Raw genomic sequence first — 17,119 nt, forward strand, 5'->3', positions numbered from 1 at the left:
GGCAGGAGCCGGATACGTTAGAAAATTCGTTCACGAAGCCTATGGCATTACAACTTTCTATTTCTTATGATGTTTTTACTTATTTTATCTAATAGCTCGTTAACGTTTTTATAAGTGAGTTCTCGGTGAATATAAAAAAAAGGCTGGCTTTGAGTTATAAAATCGGGGGTGAGTCCCTTATTAACGATGAGAACGGGTACAGCCTTTTCTCCTTCTAATAACAAAACAGGCAGTGTGTAGATCTTGATTTTATTATTTTTTGTTAGCTTAAACACCCCTGTGCCATGCCAAGGCTGAATGGGATCACCCGTTGCGGTAGTCGTTAATATTGCCATCTGCCCTGATTTTGCGTGTATAGTCCAACGGATGTGATCTGTAAAGCAACTTGAGATTGGATCCACCGCAAGATCGCGATCCGATCTGATTTCAGCAATATAATTAATGGTCGCTTGCCAAACTTCTTTCAGCATCGCTTGCCGTAAATATTCATAGCATTGAATTTGAGTGACTCTACTTTGTTGTTGAGGATTTGTAATAAATGTTTCGACCCGTGCCAGATCATCCTCTTTTAGCTGAGTGTAAGGTTCAAACAGGTGTTTGGTAATATCAGAATATAAAGCCAGATAGTGCTCTTCATTCTGCTTCGCATATCGTATTAAGATCTTATATCTTATTGTATAAATAAGAGACTTAAATAAAGGAATAAATCGACCTTCTGCATTGCAAGACTCAGGATCCGGATCCAAACTAATGGCTTTAGAGAGTGTTTGAAGCATATTCTGAGGGTTAAGCAATGGAACCATTAAAGTATTATAGAGCTGACGCACTTCGTCTCTGATACGCTTTTTTTCAAGATACAGCTTTTTAGAAAGATAATTCTCCATAACGAATTGATAGTCCAGAATCTTAATAAAATTCGATAAATTTAATTTATTGATCCACCAACGCAGTTGATCTTGATATGCTTTTATTGCTTCTTGCGGCTCATTTAAAAAAGTATTAAAACGAGAACCATCGGAAATAACTGTAAATATTGCCATGGTTTCATTGGTCGTTGTAATTTTTTCTTTATAAATTAATGACATTGTTTTAACAATTTCAGCCAATCCAAGTAAAAAACTAATTTCCGAGAGATCAGGGGACGTTCCTCGTGATTTTAGAGGTGAAGACGATTTATAGGGTAATGCAGGAATAACTAGTTTTATAACTTCTTGTTTTTCAACAGATACCTTTATTTTTTCTGCCAAAAGCAGTCGTGAACAATTTAATTTTGGACCTTTTAAAAATTGTCTGTCAAACATCACCTCAGTAATCAATTCTACAAGGCCTAGTTCATTAGCATTGCTAACTCCATATTCTTTAAAATTTTTTCGGGCTCTGATTTTTGTGGCAGATACCCGCTTTAAAATAAACTGTTCTGAAGCTGCTAAAAGAGAAGGTATTAATTGTTCTATGAGCTGGTTCGAATCTAAGACCAAGGCTCGTTTGGAAAATTCAATAGATTGATAACGCTCTAAATTTAAATCTTGATTGATTCTATGCATAAAGTGATCGCTAATTACTGCCTCACTCTCTCGATTTAAACCTGCTTTATAAATCATAGGGGCTAACCATGATGCTACTGCTGTACTTTTTAATTTCCTGGACAGTTCTGCACCCTGTTAATTTCATAGCCATTTCAAATTCATCTTTTAATACGGTCAACATCGATAAAACCCCCTCTGTTCCATTTACAGCCAGTGCCCAAAGAACGGGACGGCCTATCAGGATCGCATCTGCCCCCAGAGCTATTGCTTTTAATATATCTGTTCCGCGTTGAATAGCTCCATCTATAAGTACGGTAGTTCGTCCTGCCGCAACCTTAACAAGATCAGGAAGAACCTTGATTGCAGCCTCTGCTGTATCAAGTTGCCTACCTCCATGATTAGACACTACAATGCCTGAAACCTCTAAACGACACGCTTCTTCAACATCCAAAGGATTTAAAATTCCTTTAAGAACAATAGGTAATTGTGTCTTGGTTTTTAGCCATTCAATATCGTGCCAGGTTAATGAAGGGTCTAACTCTTCTGCTGTAAAATCATAAATAACCTTGTCGTTTACTGTACTTTTAAAATTGGCTGTTGTCAGTGGTAATTGAAGAGAAAATTGATTTCGAAGATCACGTTCTCTTTTCCCACTGCGAGGGACTCCCACAGTTAACACAATCGCTTTAAAACCTGCCTCTTCTGCTCGACGAATTAAGGTCTCAGTGAGTGCTCTTTTTTTAAAAATATAAAGCTGAGCCCACAATTGATGATGTAATGATTGTTCGGCAATTTCCTCAAAAGAGCGGTTGGACATGCAACTGACAACCATAGAACAGTTACATAATTTAGCTGCTTTTGCGGTGCTTATTTCTCCATCTTGATTGACTAATTGATGAAAGGCTGTAGGTGCTATCATAATCGGGGAAGCGTGTTTAGAACCTAATAAGGTAACCGTTGTATCTATTTTAGAAACATCACGCAAACATAAAGGTCTTAAGCTTATTGAATCCAAAGCAGCTCTATTATTTTCCTTGGTTATTTCATCGCACGCTCCGCCATCGATAAACTCAAAGATACTCTTTGAAAGAGTTTGCTTTGCCAACACCCTAAAGTCACTAACGTTCACCGGATTCATTTAAGATTTTATCCCATTTTAAAATATTTCGCGCGGGTTTCCTCCCGCGCAGGCGAAATCATCACAGGAATAAAAACACCCCGCTGGCTTCTAGTATACATGCTGTATACAATATAATTAGCATGAACTTAGGTTATGTGTAAATGGCTTTTGAGGAGCTTCAGAGTTAAGAGCGTTGTAAAATCTGTAACACAGGAATTACTGTTTCGACTCCATGTTTCTTCTTTGTTCCCCTTTCAAAGCATCACTGTCATTGATTTTTTGATAGATGGTAATACGGGGACACAGTAGCAATGAGCCCTAACGCGACGGTGAAAAACCAGGTGTCACAGGTAAGAAATCCACCAGAATTTTTAAGATCAAAGCAATAACAACTATTCCTGCAGCAACTCCTGCAGGTGAATAAACCGCAGATTTAAGCTGCTGGGTATGCAGATCACATAAATCATCATAAATCCCTGACATGATGTCATAGACACTTTTACATTGCTCTAATAGCTCAGCGAACTCATCCTCATTCAGCTCAATATTGTCTATTTGTTTCATCATATCCTGATAAACATTGAGTGCCGATAAGCGTCCTTCAGGTAAAAACGGATAAATTCCGGAAAAATCATATTGATTCGCTGGTATTTTGTAAGCAGTTAATTCATTACTGGGATCAATATATTTTTTTTGAATGATGTTTCCACCATGCATAAAGCCGGCAACATGCAGTAAAAAATGCGCCAATAATGCTTTTGATGAAAGAGTTTGTATCGTTTGAAGGTAGGCATTAGTTGTTTTTGCGATTTCACCTTCCTTAATTTCATCAGGTGAAACGCCTAACTGTCTTAAATCCTCTGCTATGCCGGGAGTCCGCCATAATTGCTCCAGATAAGACAGGGCGAAAAAAGCGCTGATTTCATCAGCCTGAGCAGTTTCTGGCAATTGCTGTAACCGTGTTTCCAGAGCTTTAATAATCAGAAAATGCTGAATCAGACGAGAGACATAAACATTTTTAGGAATCGCAGGATTTTTAAATAAAAACTCTGATTTAAAACGATGGTGTTCCGCCTTTTCATGTTCTGCAGTGAGTTGTCCTGGCCTGCCGTTTTTGTATGTGGCATTCATTAACGCTTTGCTAAACATCAGATCAATTCCTTATAAAAAAATAAAAACACATGACATTGTGATTAATTGTTGATCATTGTATAAAGTTTATGTTGGGTAGGCAAGGAGAGGATTATATGTAATGATATCAATAACAACAGGCATAGAAATTCAATCGGACGGTCTATATTACCAAGGAAAGTTACATGCGTTTTGCGTCTTTAGTAATCATGACGTTTTTATTTTATGGTGTTCAGGCAAATACGACACTAAGCTTTAAACAGGCTTTGGAAATTGCCTACAGCAACAATCCTGAATTGCAGGCAGAAATAGATAAAGCGCAGGCCATGAAAGGCTTGTTTATCCAAAGTAAGCTTTATCCTAACCCGCAATTGGCTTTAACAGCTGAAAATATTGGCGGCTCGGGAGCTTATTCGGGCTATGAATCGGCTGAAACCACCTTATCCATCACTCAACCCATTCCTTTAGGACGCCGGCTTAAGTATTTGCAAAGAGCGACCTATGGTGATTACCTTGCTTCTTTAGCTCGAATTAAAGTAAATAAAACACAACTGTATGTATCGGTTGGCAATGCGTACATTGATGCTTTATACGCTGACCAATGGTACCAGGTCACCAAAAAACTGACCCAGGTCAATGTGGACATAGTGGCTGCCATCCAGCGTCGCGTTGATGCAGGTGCGGGAACAGAGCTGGATTTACGTCTGGCACAGGTACGTTTAGGGGATGTGCGAATTCAAAAAAATAAGGCAGAACGAGAGGCGTTGATTCAACATGCCAGACTTGCCCGTTTTCTGGGGGCTGATTTTAAGACAGGAAAAACCTTGACGGATGCAGGATTGCAACACAGTCATTGGGCTTGGCCGAAGTTAGAAAAAAGCATGAACCAAAGCCCGCAAATTTTGGAAAAGCAACTGCAAGCCAATGCAAAACGCGCCACCATTACTGCAGTCAAAAAGGACGTGATACCCGATTTAAACATTCAGCTGGGTGCGCGCCACTTTTCCGATGACGATGAGAACGCGGCAGTAGTTTCCGCCTTTGCCCAGTTGCCTGTTCATGATCGTAATCAGGGTAAAATTGTTAATGCAGAGGCTCAATTCACTCAAGCTATTCATGAATTGCGAGGCACCCAGCTTGAAGTAAAACAAAATTTATACACAGCATTCTTACAAGCCGAACAAGGACGTTATGAATCCAATCTGGTAACGAGCAGTTTATTGCCACTGGCACGCAAATCCTTAGGGCTTGCCAAAGAAGGCTACCAAATGGGACGCTATACCTATATAGAACTATCTACAGCGCTGAATACCTTGTTTGAAGAAGAACGACATTATCAGCAGGCACATGCTGATTATCACAAAGCTTTAATGCAGATTAACGGGATTTTAGGCTTTGACAGCCAATAGGGAGAGCAATTGAAACGAGTATTATCATTGACGCTTTGGATAAAATTTTTCGTGTTGCTAAGCTGCCTTATAAGTTATCCCTTGTGGGCTAGTGGGGATCATGCAACTGAAGAAGAAACCGAACACGAAACCGTGATTCGCGGGCCTCATGGTGGCCGCTTATTTCAACAAGATCACTTTGCCTTGGAATTGACCGTTTTTGAGCGAGGCATGCCTCCCCATTTTCGCGCTTACCTATACAATGATAATGCTCCGGTTAATCCAGAGTATGCCCAGTTGGTCATCCATTTAAAGCGTTTCAGCGGAGCAATTGATACGGTTACTTTTTCACCAGTGGATGATTTTTTGCAAAGCAATGAAAGCATTCCTGAACCCCATTCTTTTGACGTGAGCATTGCATTAAAAGAGCAAGGAAAACAATACAGTTGGAATTTTTCAAGCTATGAAGGCCGGGTGAAAATAGCGCCTGCTATTCTGAAAGCTGCAAAGATTGAAACCGCTATTGCGCAAGGAGTCACGCTTGAAAAGCAATTGAAGGTTGTGGGTAAAATCATGCCCAACCGCGATACCTTGGCGCCGGTTTATCCCCGTTATTCGGGCATCATCAAGGCACTGGCCAAGAATCTTGGCGATGAAGTCAGTAAAGGACAGATTCTGGTTACGGTTGAAAGTAATGAAAGTTTGCAAAATTACAACATCATGGCTCCTGTCACCGGCACCATAGTACAAAAATACGCAACAACAGGTGAGCTGGCAAAAGGAGACAAGCCGATTTATGAAATCGCCAATCTTGCTAACGTGTGGGCGGACTTAACCTTGTACCGTAAAGATCTCACCTTAGTGAAACAGGGAATGAAAGTAATTGTGACGGGCGATGATGGCAAACCGCAGTCAATCAGCACCATCAGTTACATCTCGCCACTAGGTATTGAAGACAGTCAGACGACTTTGGCGCGTGCTGTTTTGCTTAACACAGATCACAGCTGGGTGCCTGGCATGTATGTGAATGCAGCGATTACCATTGGTGAGAAAACTGTTGCTGTTGCAGTACCCTCTACAGCCTTGCAACGCATGAATGAGCGTGACGTGGTATTTGTGCAGCAAGGTGATTTTTTTGAAGCAACGCCGGTAGTTATTGGTGAGTCAGATGACCAATGGGTTGAGATCGTATCCGGTTTGCAGGCAGGCCAACGCTACGTCAGCCAAAACAGTTTTTTTATTAAGGCAGACATAGGCAAAGAAGGGGCCGAGCATGAGCACTAGGATCAGGAGGCAAAATGCTTGAGCGGATCATAGGCTTTTCCTTAACCCATCGTTGGTTTGTCTTATTGTTCACCTTCATTATAGCGGCACTGGGCGTTTATAATTTTCAACAACTGCCTATTGATGCCGTTCCCGACATTACTAATGTTCAGGTGCAAATCAATACTCAGGCAGAAGGTTACTCTCCTTACGAAGTGGAGCAGCGGGTGACTTTTCCTGTTGAGGTCGCTATGAGTGGCATGCCAGCACTGGATTATACCCGTTCTTTATCACGCTATGGCTTATCACAAGTGACGGTGGTGTTTAAAGATGGCACCAACATTTTTTTTGCACGGCAGTTAATTAACGAACGTTTACAGGAAGTAAAAAACAAATTGCCTCCTGATGTGGAGCCATCATTAGGCCCTATTTCCACAGGGCTTGGTGAAATTTTCATGTACACTGTCACTAATAAACCTGGTCTTCCTGCTGATCAACAATACAATGCTACCGAATTACGCACGATTCAAGACTGGATTATTAAACCCCAATTAAGAAATGTCACCGGTGTCGCTGAAGTGAACACCATTGGTGGTTATGAAAAGCAAATTCATATTTTACCCGATCCAATGAAGCTGGTGCGTTATCGTTTGAGCTTAAACGAACTGGTAACGGCACTTGAACGTAATAATGCCAATATGGGAGCAGGGTATATTGAGCGTAATGGTGAGCAATATCTGATTCGTGTTCCTGGGCAGGTTAAGGACATCAGTGATATTGCACACATTGTGATTACCAGTTTTGAGGGCACGCCTGTTCGCATCAGCGATGTGGCTAATGTCCAATTAGGTAACGAATTGCGTACCGGGGCTGCTACTGAGGATGCAAAAGAAGTCGTGCTGGGGACGGTTTTTATGCTCATGGGCGAAAACAGCCGCACTGTATCCGAACGGGTTGCAGCACAATTGCAGAACATTAATAAATCGCTGCCAGAAGGCGTTGAAGCGGTTACGGTTTATAACCGGACTACTCTGGTTGATGCCACCATCAATACGGTTAAAAATAATTTGCTGGAAGGGGCATTACTGGTATGTATTATTTTATTCCTCTTTCTCGGCAATATCCGGGCAGCCCTGATTACGGCCATGGTCATCCCGCTGTCTATGCTGCTTACTATTACCGGAATGGTTGGCAATAAAATCAGTGCCAATTTAATGAGTTTGGGGGCGCTTGATTTTGGCCTAATCGTCGATGGCGCGGTCATTATTGTTGAAAACTGTGTGAAACATTTGGGGGAGAGCCAGCAAGAACATCAACGGACACTGACGCAGCAAGAACGCTTGAAAGTGATTGGTGACGCCACATCTGAAGTGATTCGCCCCAGTATTTTTGGAGTATTCATTATCACCGTGGTGTATTTGCCCATTCTTACTTTGACTGGGGTGGAAGGTAAAATGTTTCTGCCTATGGCTGAAACAGTGATTATTGCGCTTTTAGCCTCAATGCTCTTTGCCCTTACTTTTGTTCCTGCGGCAATTGCGGTGTTTCTCACGGGTAAAATTCAGGAAAAGGAAAACAGCCTGGTTCATTATCTAACCTTGGGTTATGAAAAAGTGCTGCGTTTTTGTTTTTATGCACGCCTTAAGGTTATTGGTTCAGCACTGGTGCTGGTCATTATCAGTGTAATCCTTGCTTTTAATCTGGGTGGAGAATTTATTCCCAGCCTGGATGAAGGGGATATTGCAATGCATGCCATGCGGATTCCAGGAACCAGCCTGAGCCAATCTATTACCATGCAACATTTGGTAGAAGAGCGGATTAAACAATTTCCCGAAGTAGAACGAGTCTTTGCGAAAATCGGTACTGCTGAAATTGCGACCGACCCCATGCCCCCCAATGTTGCAGATACGTTTATTATGCTCAAAAGCCGTAAGAAGTGGCCTAATCCTAAAAAGATGAAGCAGCAACTGGTGACTGAAATTGAAGAAGCAGTAAAAGAAATACCGGGTAATAATTATGAGTTTACCCAGCCCATTCAAATGCGTTTCAATGAATTGATTTCAGGCGTACGCAGCGATGTTGCGGTGAAAGTATTTGGTGATGATACTAAAACCTTAATGGAAACTGCGGCCGCAATCAGTAGCCAATTGAAAAATATAGATGGCGCTGCTGATGTAAAAATAGAGCAGGTCAGTGGCTTGCCTTTGATTACGGTTGAGATTAACCGCAAAGCCTTGTCACGTTATGGGCTGCAAATTGCTGAAGTTCAGGATGCTGTTGCAATCGCTATTGGCGGCAAAAAGGGTGGCGAATTGTTTGAAGGTGATAAGCGTTTTGATTTGATTGTTCGTTTACCTGAGGAATTAAGAACGAATCCGGACGTGTTGCGCTCAGTGCTGATCCCCTTGCCTGTAGCTAAAGATGGCGAGCGGCATTTTATCCCTCTAAGTGAAGTGGCTACTCTGGTGCGAAGTGAAAGCCCTAATCAAATAAGCCGTGAAAACGGTAAGCGGCGCATAGTGGTCAGTGCTAATGTGCGCAATCGTGATTTAAGTTCTTTTGTTAATGAAGCAAAGACAAGTGTAGAAAATATCAAGATTCCCAGCGGGTACTGGATTGCCTGGGGAGGTCAATTTGAACAATTGGAATCTGCATCAGAACGATTAGAAGTTGTTGTGCCAATTACTTTAATCGCTATTTTCCTTTTACTGTTTATGAGTTTCGGCAGTGTCAGCGATGCTTTGCTGGTGTTTACGGGCATTCCTCTTGCGTTGACTGGCGGTGTTTTTGCCCTTTGGCTGCGTGGGATTCCATTGTCTATTTCCGCGGGCGTTGGTTTTATTGCGCTTTCTGGGATAGCGGTATTAAATGGATTGGTCATGATTACTTTTATCAAGAAACTGCATGAACAAAAGCATCTGAATTTGAGACATGCCGTGATCCAAGGCTCCATTGCGCGTCTGCGGCCGGTGCTCATGACCGCCTTAGTCGCTTCTTTAGGCTTTGTGCCTATGGCATTGGCTACGGGAACTGGTTCGGAAGTGCAACGACCACTGGCAACAGTGGTCATAGGGGGCATTATCTCATCCACCTTTCTTACTTTACTGGTTTTACCAGGCTTATATTATATTTTTCATCAGTCTCGCAGGAAAAAATGATCCACGTCGTCCTGAGCGCGTCTTTTTTGTGCGAAGGATCTCTTTGAATGTAGCATAGTGTCAGATTGAAGCCCTGCAGTGCTTACACGATCCCGGCTGCAAGCAGACCGGGCTACGCACTGTTCTATTCCGGATCAACTTCTTCCCGAAGCTACGTCGTCCTGAGCGCGTCTTTTTGCGCGAAGGATCTCCTGAAAGCGGCATGGTACCAAATCAGGACGACGTGGAGCCGAGAAATTACCGCGTTCACATTGTTGGCTGAACCGGAACAACCCCTTCCTCAGCCTGGCGTATCATTCTGCGGTACGGCCTGTTCAAATCAATATGGTACTCTGCCAATTTAGCCAACTCCACTTTGAATGAAGCAGGGCATGGCAGGTGAGTCAGTTGATCGAGTAAAGCCGACTTCACCGTTGCAGTAGCATAAGGCATGATGGCCATCAGTTTACCCAATAAAAAGTCATTAGGTTTCATTTTTTTAATCATTAAATTTAAAATATCATGCTTGGGATTATTGGCAGCAAATAGCTTCAATTGTTCGCTGGTTAAGGTATTAGCCGCTGTTTCCACGTAGACATCCTGATTCATAATATTTAGAAAATCAGCTGAGTTAAAGGTAGCTTTTAATTGCTCAGCCGAAAGTGATTCAAGCATTACAGCAAACTTGTTCCGTTTATCTTCTTGTTTGGATAATTCGAATTCTACCCCTTTAAAACGACGCCATAAATAATCAAGCTCGCTTGAAACGCGCACGCCACCGGTCTTATCTGGATTTAATTTGCCAACAAAGGTTTTAATATCCTGAGTAGACATCTGTTCCAATCTACCCCAGAAGTCGTCTTCTGAAGACAAGGAATTTGTAGTTACTTCAACGAGTGTGGTGATGTAACGTTCCGAAACAAGGGAGGCATCGTCTTGTGTGCGAGGTTGAACTTTAGACTCATTCTCAGCTACCAGCTCCTTTACTGTTTTTGTAAATACAGCAATTTGCTCTGGCCTTTCTTTAAAATTAAACGATTGTGTTGATCTATGTCTGTTGAGTGGTGGTGGAAAGAAAGGGGCTGGCGTTGAAGCGGGCTCTTTAGCTTCTTTTACAATAACCGGGCTAGCTGGCCTGGGTTCAGGTTGGCTTAGATCTGGTGATGCCTTTTCAGGTTCAGCAAGTTCAGCAATAAGAGGTGAGGTGTGTTGTTCACTCTGAGTGGGGGATGCTAATTCATTAATTACACTTTTGTCATCACTTGGAGTGGGAGCACGTTCAGGTATTTCTGCTTCAGGTACGGGTTGTTCCTCAATCATTAGGGGGTACTTTTCTTCAGGCTGCTCTTCTGCTTCTACTGTGGCTTGAGTTAGCTCTATCCCCAGCAGCATAGTAAAAATCGCACCCAGAGAGCCAATTTTTGCTCCCTGTAATCCTGACTCCCATGGATTCGACTGCCAGAACATTCCTGTAATAAGTCCTAGACCGCCGCCTAATAGAAGCAATGGAGAGGTGACGATACAGCCTAAACCGCCAATCAGCGTGAGGCCAACACCTGCAATACGCTTCAAATGGTCTGGCTTCGCTGCCTGTTCCGCTTTTAAAGTGGAAGGGATTTTATTTGTTTTTATTTCAGCTTTATTCTTCATTTCAGATACAATTCCATATAATGTCATTTGAAGTATCGCCGGGTTTGAGTTCCTTGGAAAAGCCCTGCGTTTTCGCAGACGATTATAAAACACTTCGATGCATCCGAATACAGGCAATTAAATTTTAGACAGTAAATGCTTTAATAGACGGGATAATCAATGATCAAAAAACGCTACAAGAAGTTCCTGAAATTTTATCGGGCCTCTGCGGAAAACAGAACGCAGGTGCGCATTTTCCTTGGTTTTTTGATTATTCCAGTGATAGGAATGACTGTTTTGTATTTGTGGGTACGAGTGTTTTGGTTGTAGCTCGGTCAGCTTTGTAGCTGACTCTTCTACACATCTCTGAGAACACAATCTGGCATTGACTCCGATATTCCTCTGTTTGTCTGAAGGCTCCAGGGGTTCAGGGCAGAAACATAGTCCCTGCCAGTATCACTGTTCCGCTTCCTGACGGTCGCGGCTCGGTTTTCGTGCGTTCGTATATACTTCATCGTGCACCGGAAACCGAGCCGCGACCGTGAGGAAGCGGAATTTTTGTTGCGGCACAGGGACTGATTTAGCATTGGTGTAGGGCATAGACTCAGATGAGTTCCCGGCTGCAAGCAGACCGGGCTACAAATACAAAAACTTAACTAAAAGGGCTTGATAAAAGGTGCCATCGCTATAAGAACATCCGGAGAACACAGCTCGGGTCTCCAGAAAAAAGACAAAGTGGATAGGCTTGAAGGAATTTTGGCAGAAGCCAGATCCTTATCGAGTTGCTTTTCCTTTGCTTCTTCGTTTTTTGCTTTTTTAAGACTGCGTTCATCCATTGATTTACTGCGCTCTCTGACAATGGCCTGCACGGGTGAAGGTGTTGTTGTCGCCGGTTTTTGCAGCGTGGCATTAGCTGATCTGCTGCGTTGCCTTGATTGGGCAGGTAAATTATCTTCCTGGCTTAGCAGTAACTGTTGTTGATAGCGTTCACTAAACGATTTAAACATGGCTTCCTGATGGGTTGACAGGGCAGTTGTTGCAGTGGATTTTGCGCTAAACAATTGATTAAGCATGCGTTCTTTGCGTACTACATTGCGATACGAAGGATGACTCTTGGGAATGTTCTTGCTGCTAAGATCTCTGTCATTTCCCAATGCTTCATTAAGAAAGGTCATATCTTTGGACAATAAAAACGTAGGGGGCAAATCATTTTTTGTTTGATGAGACCTGATGTATTCGCGCATGTCCTTAAAATTTTTATGAGGGAAGATGAGCTTGTTCAATGAGTCCAGAGATTTTTGCGTGCCGGGTGACAGCTCTTTATTAATGCCTAAACGCATGTCGATTTGAGACAGGCGCAATAAAACCAGGCTGGCTCCTTCATAGTTATGCCTTTTCAGTAGCAATTTGGCAATAACTACCCATCTTGAATAAGCACTGATTTGAGCCGCTCTTTCGCTATGTCCGGCAATGTCATCTGCGATCAGTTTTTCAAATATTTTCCGACATTCAAAAAAGTTTTTTAATTCCCGGCTGGCACGACTGATGTCAGAAAAACCGGCTGGATTAGCTATATCCTTCCTGTCTATATTTTGGAACGCCTCACGTAATTTAAAGTCCAGCAATTGAGCATAATCATTGGCAAGAGACCTCTCTGTTTGCTTGTATAATTTTCTTATGCTTTTACTGCCTGCTATTACCGCATTAACTTCTGGTTCAGTGGTCTTTTTATCCCATTCTTGTGACGGGGTAAGGGACTTACGCAGTGGATTATGATAAAACCAGCTTATAAAAGAGCCTTTTGCTTCTGATTCTGATGTTAACGCCATGATAATATTCTTAGTAATGTTGTTATTAATTTGACACTATCTATTTTTTTTCACATTAAGTCAACTGTCGGAAAAAACCGCACTTTTGTCTTAAACGGGAAGATTTGGCTCATTGCTTACAGGCGGAGCTGAAGAGAAGAACGATGCGTACATAAGTCCAAAAAAAAGAATTAAGGAAAAATATAAAATTACCTTTGCAATCAAGGTAGTAGTCGATTTGGGACGTGTATAGGCAAACCATGCTGCGATAACTGATATAGCTAAGCATATGTAAGCCCAGATTATCATGATTTTTTCCCCAACGCGTTAATTGCCTTCTTTTTAACATAGCTTCTGTTTTTGTCTGAAGCAAATCAGATTAAAAATTAATGCTCAATCTTACAAGGTCCAATCTATGGGAGTACGTCCCCGCTCTTGTAAAAAAGCGTTCGCCCTGGAAAAATGGCGGCAACCAAAAAATCCTTGATCTGCTGAATAGGGTGATGGATGGGCTGCAGTAAGGATAAGATGTTTTTTGTCAGTAATGAGCATGCGCTTGTTTTTGGCGTGTGCCCCCCAGAGTAAAAACACCAGTGGCTGGGGATGAAGATTTAATTTACGAATGACGTTATCGGTAAATTCTGTCCAGCCTATATTGGCATGCGATTGGGGTTTGTTCCGCTCCACACTTAAGGCGGTATTCAATAATAATACTCCCTGGTTCGCCCAGGATTTTAAACAGCCATGATTGGGAATGGGTACATTCAAATCATTTTTTAATTCCTGAAATATATTTTTTAGTGAAGGCGGAGGGGGAACACCGGGTTTCACTGAAAAAGAAAGTCCATGTGCCTGGCCTGGGCCATGATAAGGGTCTTGCCCAATAATAACTACTTTAATTTCAGCATAAGCTGTTTCTTTAAACGCACTGAAAAGCTCATTTTGAGCAGGATATATTACTTTTCCTGCTTTTTTTTCTTCCGCAAGAAAGTGCAATATGGATTTAAAATAAGGCTGCAGTTTTTCATCGCCTAAAACATCAGCCCAGGTAGTAACAGATTTTGGCATAGCGATCTCATGAGGTACTTTTTTCGCAGATTCTATCACAAATCGACAACGAAACCCATGGCAGGCGTGTAGCCCGGTCTGCTTGCAGCCGGGATCGAAGTAGCACCATCCCGGCTGCAAGCAGACCGGGCTACGGCATTGTGCTACATCCAAAGCGCTTCAGATCCACGTCGTCCTGAGCGCGGCATGGTGCCAGTATTTGGAGATCCTTCGCGCCAAAAGACGCGCTCAGGACGTCGTGAATGAGTCTACTCGCCCTATAAAAATTATTGTCTATACTACAAAGAAAGGATTTTATAAATTCTCTGACCAGCACGGGGTTAGATTTGATGGAGCTGTTTGCTCATGAAAACATTTGACACCTTAACGACTAAATCCAAAGATGTATCATTTAAAAAATTTATTACTTACCTAAATGAAGATATTGATTCATTAAACCGCTTGATAACTGAATACAATGTCGCACCTGATCATCTAAAGAACGAGATATTGATCGAAATTTATTATTATCATCAATATATTACTGAGCGATATGCTGGGGATTCAATAGCAAAAGAGTTTCATGTCGCACAGCTATTATATGAATCAATGTATCGTGAACTGAAGAAAGAGTTTAAAGCCCAGGGGCTGGATAATATTAATAATTTTAGTGTCTCGGAATTCGATAGAACGTCATCTCTCAAGGCCGCCCATTCAACTGATCTTATTATGCTGGACTCAATGTTAAATCATACACCAGATAGCACTCAATATTTTTTGGGAGAATTGAATTTTCCATACAAAAAAAATATCCATAATTTTGTACAAAAAATAGCCGGAGAAGAGGATCCAGAGAAAATGTACAGAGATCTGGTGCAATTAAAGAAAATGCTAAGATTAAATATTGCCATGATAGATCTGCGCCCAGAGCGTGCAGATCAGTTTAGGAACTTAATCTTTGCGATTAATACAAAATTGTCTTATCTGGAACAAGTATATCCTGATGATATAATTAAGAAAACTGTAGCACCACAAAGCCTTCCTGATGTGATTTCTGGTATGAGTCCCACAAAAGCAACGAATCTTGTTCTTGAATTATCCAAAGGAGCCAATTTTAAAATTGACAATTTGGCAAAATTATATGGTCCAAAAGATAAAGGTTATGCTGAATTTATGCAGTTTTTAGGAGCTCACCGTATCGAATTTCTCGGGGGCAATAATTCTAAAAACTTTAAAGTAATAGAAAATAGCTCAGGTGTTGAATGGGTGCTGAAAATAGAAAATCGACTGGGTGTTCCAAGAGAAGTGGAGACTTATCTTGCTGAAAATGCATTAAGTGGCACCCTGACTGCTACTTACGCAAGCAGACCAACAGTGATCACGAAGAACTACAGAAAAATAAATCAGAAAACAGGTCACGAGGTAAACACCCAACAGACAGAAACCAGAGGGCTTGTGGTTACAGAGTTCTGTAAGGGCGGCGACCTTGAATCGCATGGCAAAAGAATCAAAGATAACAAAAGTCGGTTAAGTTCTGCTTATGATATTTATTCTCAGATGGGTGAAATCTTTGAAAAAGTCAGGATTTCAGGTAATGCTTTTCCCGATCCTAAAAACACCAACTGGTTGATTGATGAAAATGAAAAGTTGAAAATTGCCGATGGTAAATCTTTTCTTTCGGCACCAGGAGGAGTAATTGATAATCAACAAAGACATTACCATCTGATTCGTACTGCGTATATGAAACCACCTGAAATGAACAAGGATAAAATCGATGTTGATGCCATGCATGCTTACATGTTGGGAAAAAATTTGTACCAATACGTCAGTGGCTGTAACGATGAGTATTTAGCATATAAACACGAGGGAAAAGATTTTGATTTCTCGTCTGATGCATTTCAAACCGCTTCAGGAAAGGATTTGATAGCACTGATAACAAAGCTCGTTAAAACGAAACCTGCTGATCGGCTGTCAGTTGCTGCAGCTCTGCAAGAGCTAAGAGCATTGGAAGTTAAGGAATTTAAGGATACACAAGATAAATGCAGCGATGTGTTCCAAAAATTAATTGCTATTGATCCGGATTTACAGACAAGCGATTATCAGCAGAAGTTTACTGAAGCTAACAGTATTCAGGAGCTGATTCAATTGAAAAAAGAACTGGATGAACTTCTCGAAGACGATAAAGCTGAATTAAAAAGCATGAAAAAATCCTGTCGGGAAATACTGGATGAAATAACCAGGCTTGACCCTGATAGTGATTTGGATGGTGGTCTGCATAAAAAAATCTCTGCAGTAAGTGATTTACATTCTGCACTTGCTCTGACCTACGAATTAAGAAAAATAGAATGTCGTACTTTGGCAACGCTTATTAATGACATTGACGACAGTGCGTTGAGCGAGCGTCTTAAAGCAAAGGTTAAGGATTTGGATACGCACCAGGATGCTATCGCAATAAATAAGTTAATGACTGTATTAAAGAAAAAGCATGCTGCCGTATTGACGGCGCAGCAAGAGTTGAGGCAAGAATGCTTTGAACTGACCATGGCTATGGACCAGTATAAAATCAAGGCAGATGACACCCTTATGTTTGCCTACAGGGGGCAATTGGAAGACAGGATTTTCAGTACTGCTTCAATTAACTCTTTGTCCCAGCTTAAAGGAGAGTTGCAGAATCAACTTGAAGCCATGGATTCCTCTGTAGCGAAGCAAATCAAAGGCATTATTGCCCGTTATCGTAACGAGTCTAAATCATTTTTTTCTTCAGGCAAGAAAAACAAGGCTGAGCAAATCGAAACTGCTTTATTGAACGTACCGGTAGAACTGCGAGGGAAGGTTTTTTCAATTGAGCCTGAATATAAGGACGTGCCAGAGTTGGTGGCAGTCAGAGTTGCTTTAGGCAAATCTGGATCAGCTAAAGCAGCAAAAGCCAGCCGCACAGAAGTTGATGAGAAAAAAGCGTCCTCTTCGTTTCGCTCATTGAAGGAGCGTTATACAGAATTCAAAGATTCAGAAGAGGATAAAGCCGATAGTTCTGTTTCTCATGGCAAAGGCAAACGCAATTGAGGGGTAT

Annotated in this window: 10 protein-coding genes; 4 read left to right on the top strand and 6 right to left on the bottom strand. The window is 41.7% G+C overall.

All coding sequences use genetic code 11. The annotated features are described in order from the left end of the window. Nucleotides 1-47: 47 nt before the first annotated feature. The 3 genes from B094_RS0111665 to B094_RS0111675 all read right to left on the bottom strand — a co-directional run bounded on the left by B094_RS0111665 (nucleotide 48) and on the right by B094_RS0111675 (nucleotide 3,795). Nucleotides 48-1,601, bottom strand: a complete 1,554-nt coding sequence (locus tag B094_RS0111665; protein WP_018577995.1) for an L-tyrosine/L-tryptophan isonitrile synthase family protein — start codon at nucleotides 1,599-1,601, stop codon at nucleotides 48-50. Continuing rightward, nucleotides 1,591-2,664: an alpha-hydroxy acid oxidase gene (locus B094_RS0111670; RefSeq protein WP_026254004.1), complete on the bottom strand. Its 1,074-nt coding sequence runs from the start codon at nucleotides 2,662-2,664 to the stop codon at nucleotides 1,591-1,593. Before B094_RS0111670 ends, B094_RS0111665 begins: the two co-directional genes overlap by 11 nt. A 300-nt stretch (nucleotides 2,665-2,964) precedes the next feature. Beyond that, complete coding sequence (locus tag B094_RS0111675; RefSeq protein WP_018577997.1) at nucleotides 2,965-3,795, bottom strand: biliverdin-producing heme oxygenase; 831 nt, start codon at nucleotides 3,793-3,795, stop codon at nucleotides 2,965-2,967. A 167-nt stretch (nucleotides 3,796-3,962) separates the two neighbouring features. Here B094_RS0111675 and B094_RS0111680 point away from each other — a divergent pair, with 167 nt between their 5' ends. Genes B094_RS0111680 through B094_RS0111690 form a run of 3 tightly spaced genes read left to right on the top strand, consistent with a single transcriptional unit; the run spans nucleotide 3,963 to nucleotide 9,586 of the window. Beyond that, complete coding sequence (locus B094_RS0111680) at nucleotides 3,963-5,186, top strand: TolC family protein (RefSeq protein WP_018577998.1); 1,224 nt, start codon at nucleotides 3,963-3,965, stop codon at nucleotides 5,184-5,186. Nucleotides 5,187-5,195: 9 nt separating this feature from the next. Beyond that, nucleotides 5,196-6,449, top strand: coding sequence for an efflux RND transporter periplasmic adaptor subunit (locus B094_RS0111685; protein ID WP_018577999.1), 1,254 nt, complete (start codon nucleotides 5,196-5,198; stop codon nucleotides 6,447-6,449). A gap of 14 nt (nucleotides 6,450-6,463) precedes the next feature. Continuing rightward, nucleotides 6,464-9,586 carry a CusA/CzcA family heavy metal efflux RND transporter gene (locus B094_RS0111690; protein ID WP_018578000.1) on the top strand — a complete coding sequence of 1,041 codons (3,123 nt, stop codon included), beginning with the start codon at nucleotides 6,464-6,466 and terminating at the stop codon, nucleotides 9,584-9,586. Between the two features lie 246 nt (nucleotides 9,587-9,832). Here the strand turns inward: B094_RS0111690 and B094_RS16190 are convergent, their stop codons facing one another. From B094_RS16190 to ung, 3 genes are all read right to left on the bottom strand, one after another. Further along, complete coding sequence (locus tag B094_RS16190) at nucleotides 9,833-11,215, bottom strand: hypothetical protein (protein ID WP_155823846.1); 1,383 nt, start codon at nucleotides 11,213-11,215, stop codon at nucleotides 9,833-9,835. A gap of 635 nt (nucleotides 11,216-11,850) precedes the next feature. Continuing rightward, on the bottom strand, nucleotides 11,851-13,023 hold the full coding sequence (locus B094_RS0111705; RefSeq protein ID WP_018578003.1) for a RasGEF domain-containing protein: 1,173 nt from the start codon (nucleotides 13,021-13,023) through the stop codon (nucleotides 11,851-11,853). Between the two features lie 378 nt (nucleotides 13,024-13,401). Further along, a complete protein-coding gene (gene ung / locus B094_RS0111710) occupies nucleotides 13,402-14,070 on the bottom strand; it encodes a uracil-DNA glycosylase (RefSeq protein ID WP_018578004.1) in 669 nt (222 codons plus the stop codon). A 345-nt stretch (nucleotides 14,071-14,415) separates the two neighbouring features. Between ung and B094_RS0111715 the strand changes: the two genes are divergently transcribed. Further along, on the top strand, nucleotides 14,416-17,112 hold the full coding sequence (locus B094_RS0111715) for a protein kinase family protein (protein ID WP_018578005.1): 2,697 nt from the start codon (nucleotides 14,416-14,418) through the stop codon (nucleotides 17,110-17,112). The last annotated feature ends 7 nt before the right edge of the window (nucleotides 17,113-17,119 follow it).

The organism is Legionella shakespearei DSM 23087 (assembly GCF_000373765.1).
GTDB lineage: Bacteria > Pseudomonadota > Gammaproteobacteria > Legionellales > Legionellaceae > Legionella > Legionella shakespearei.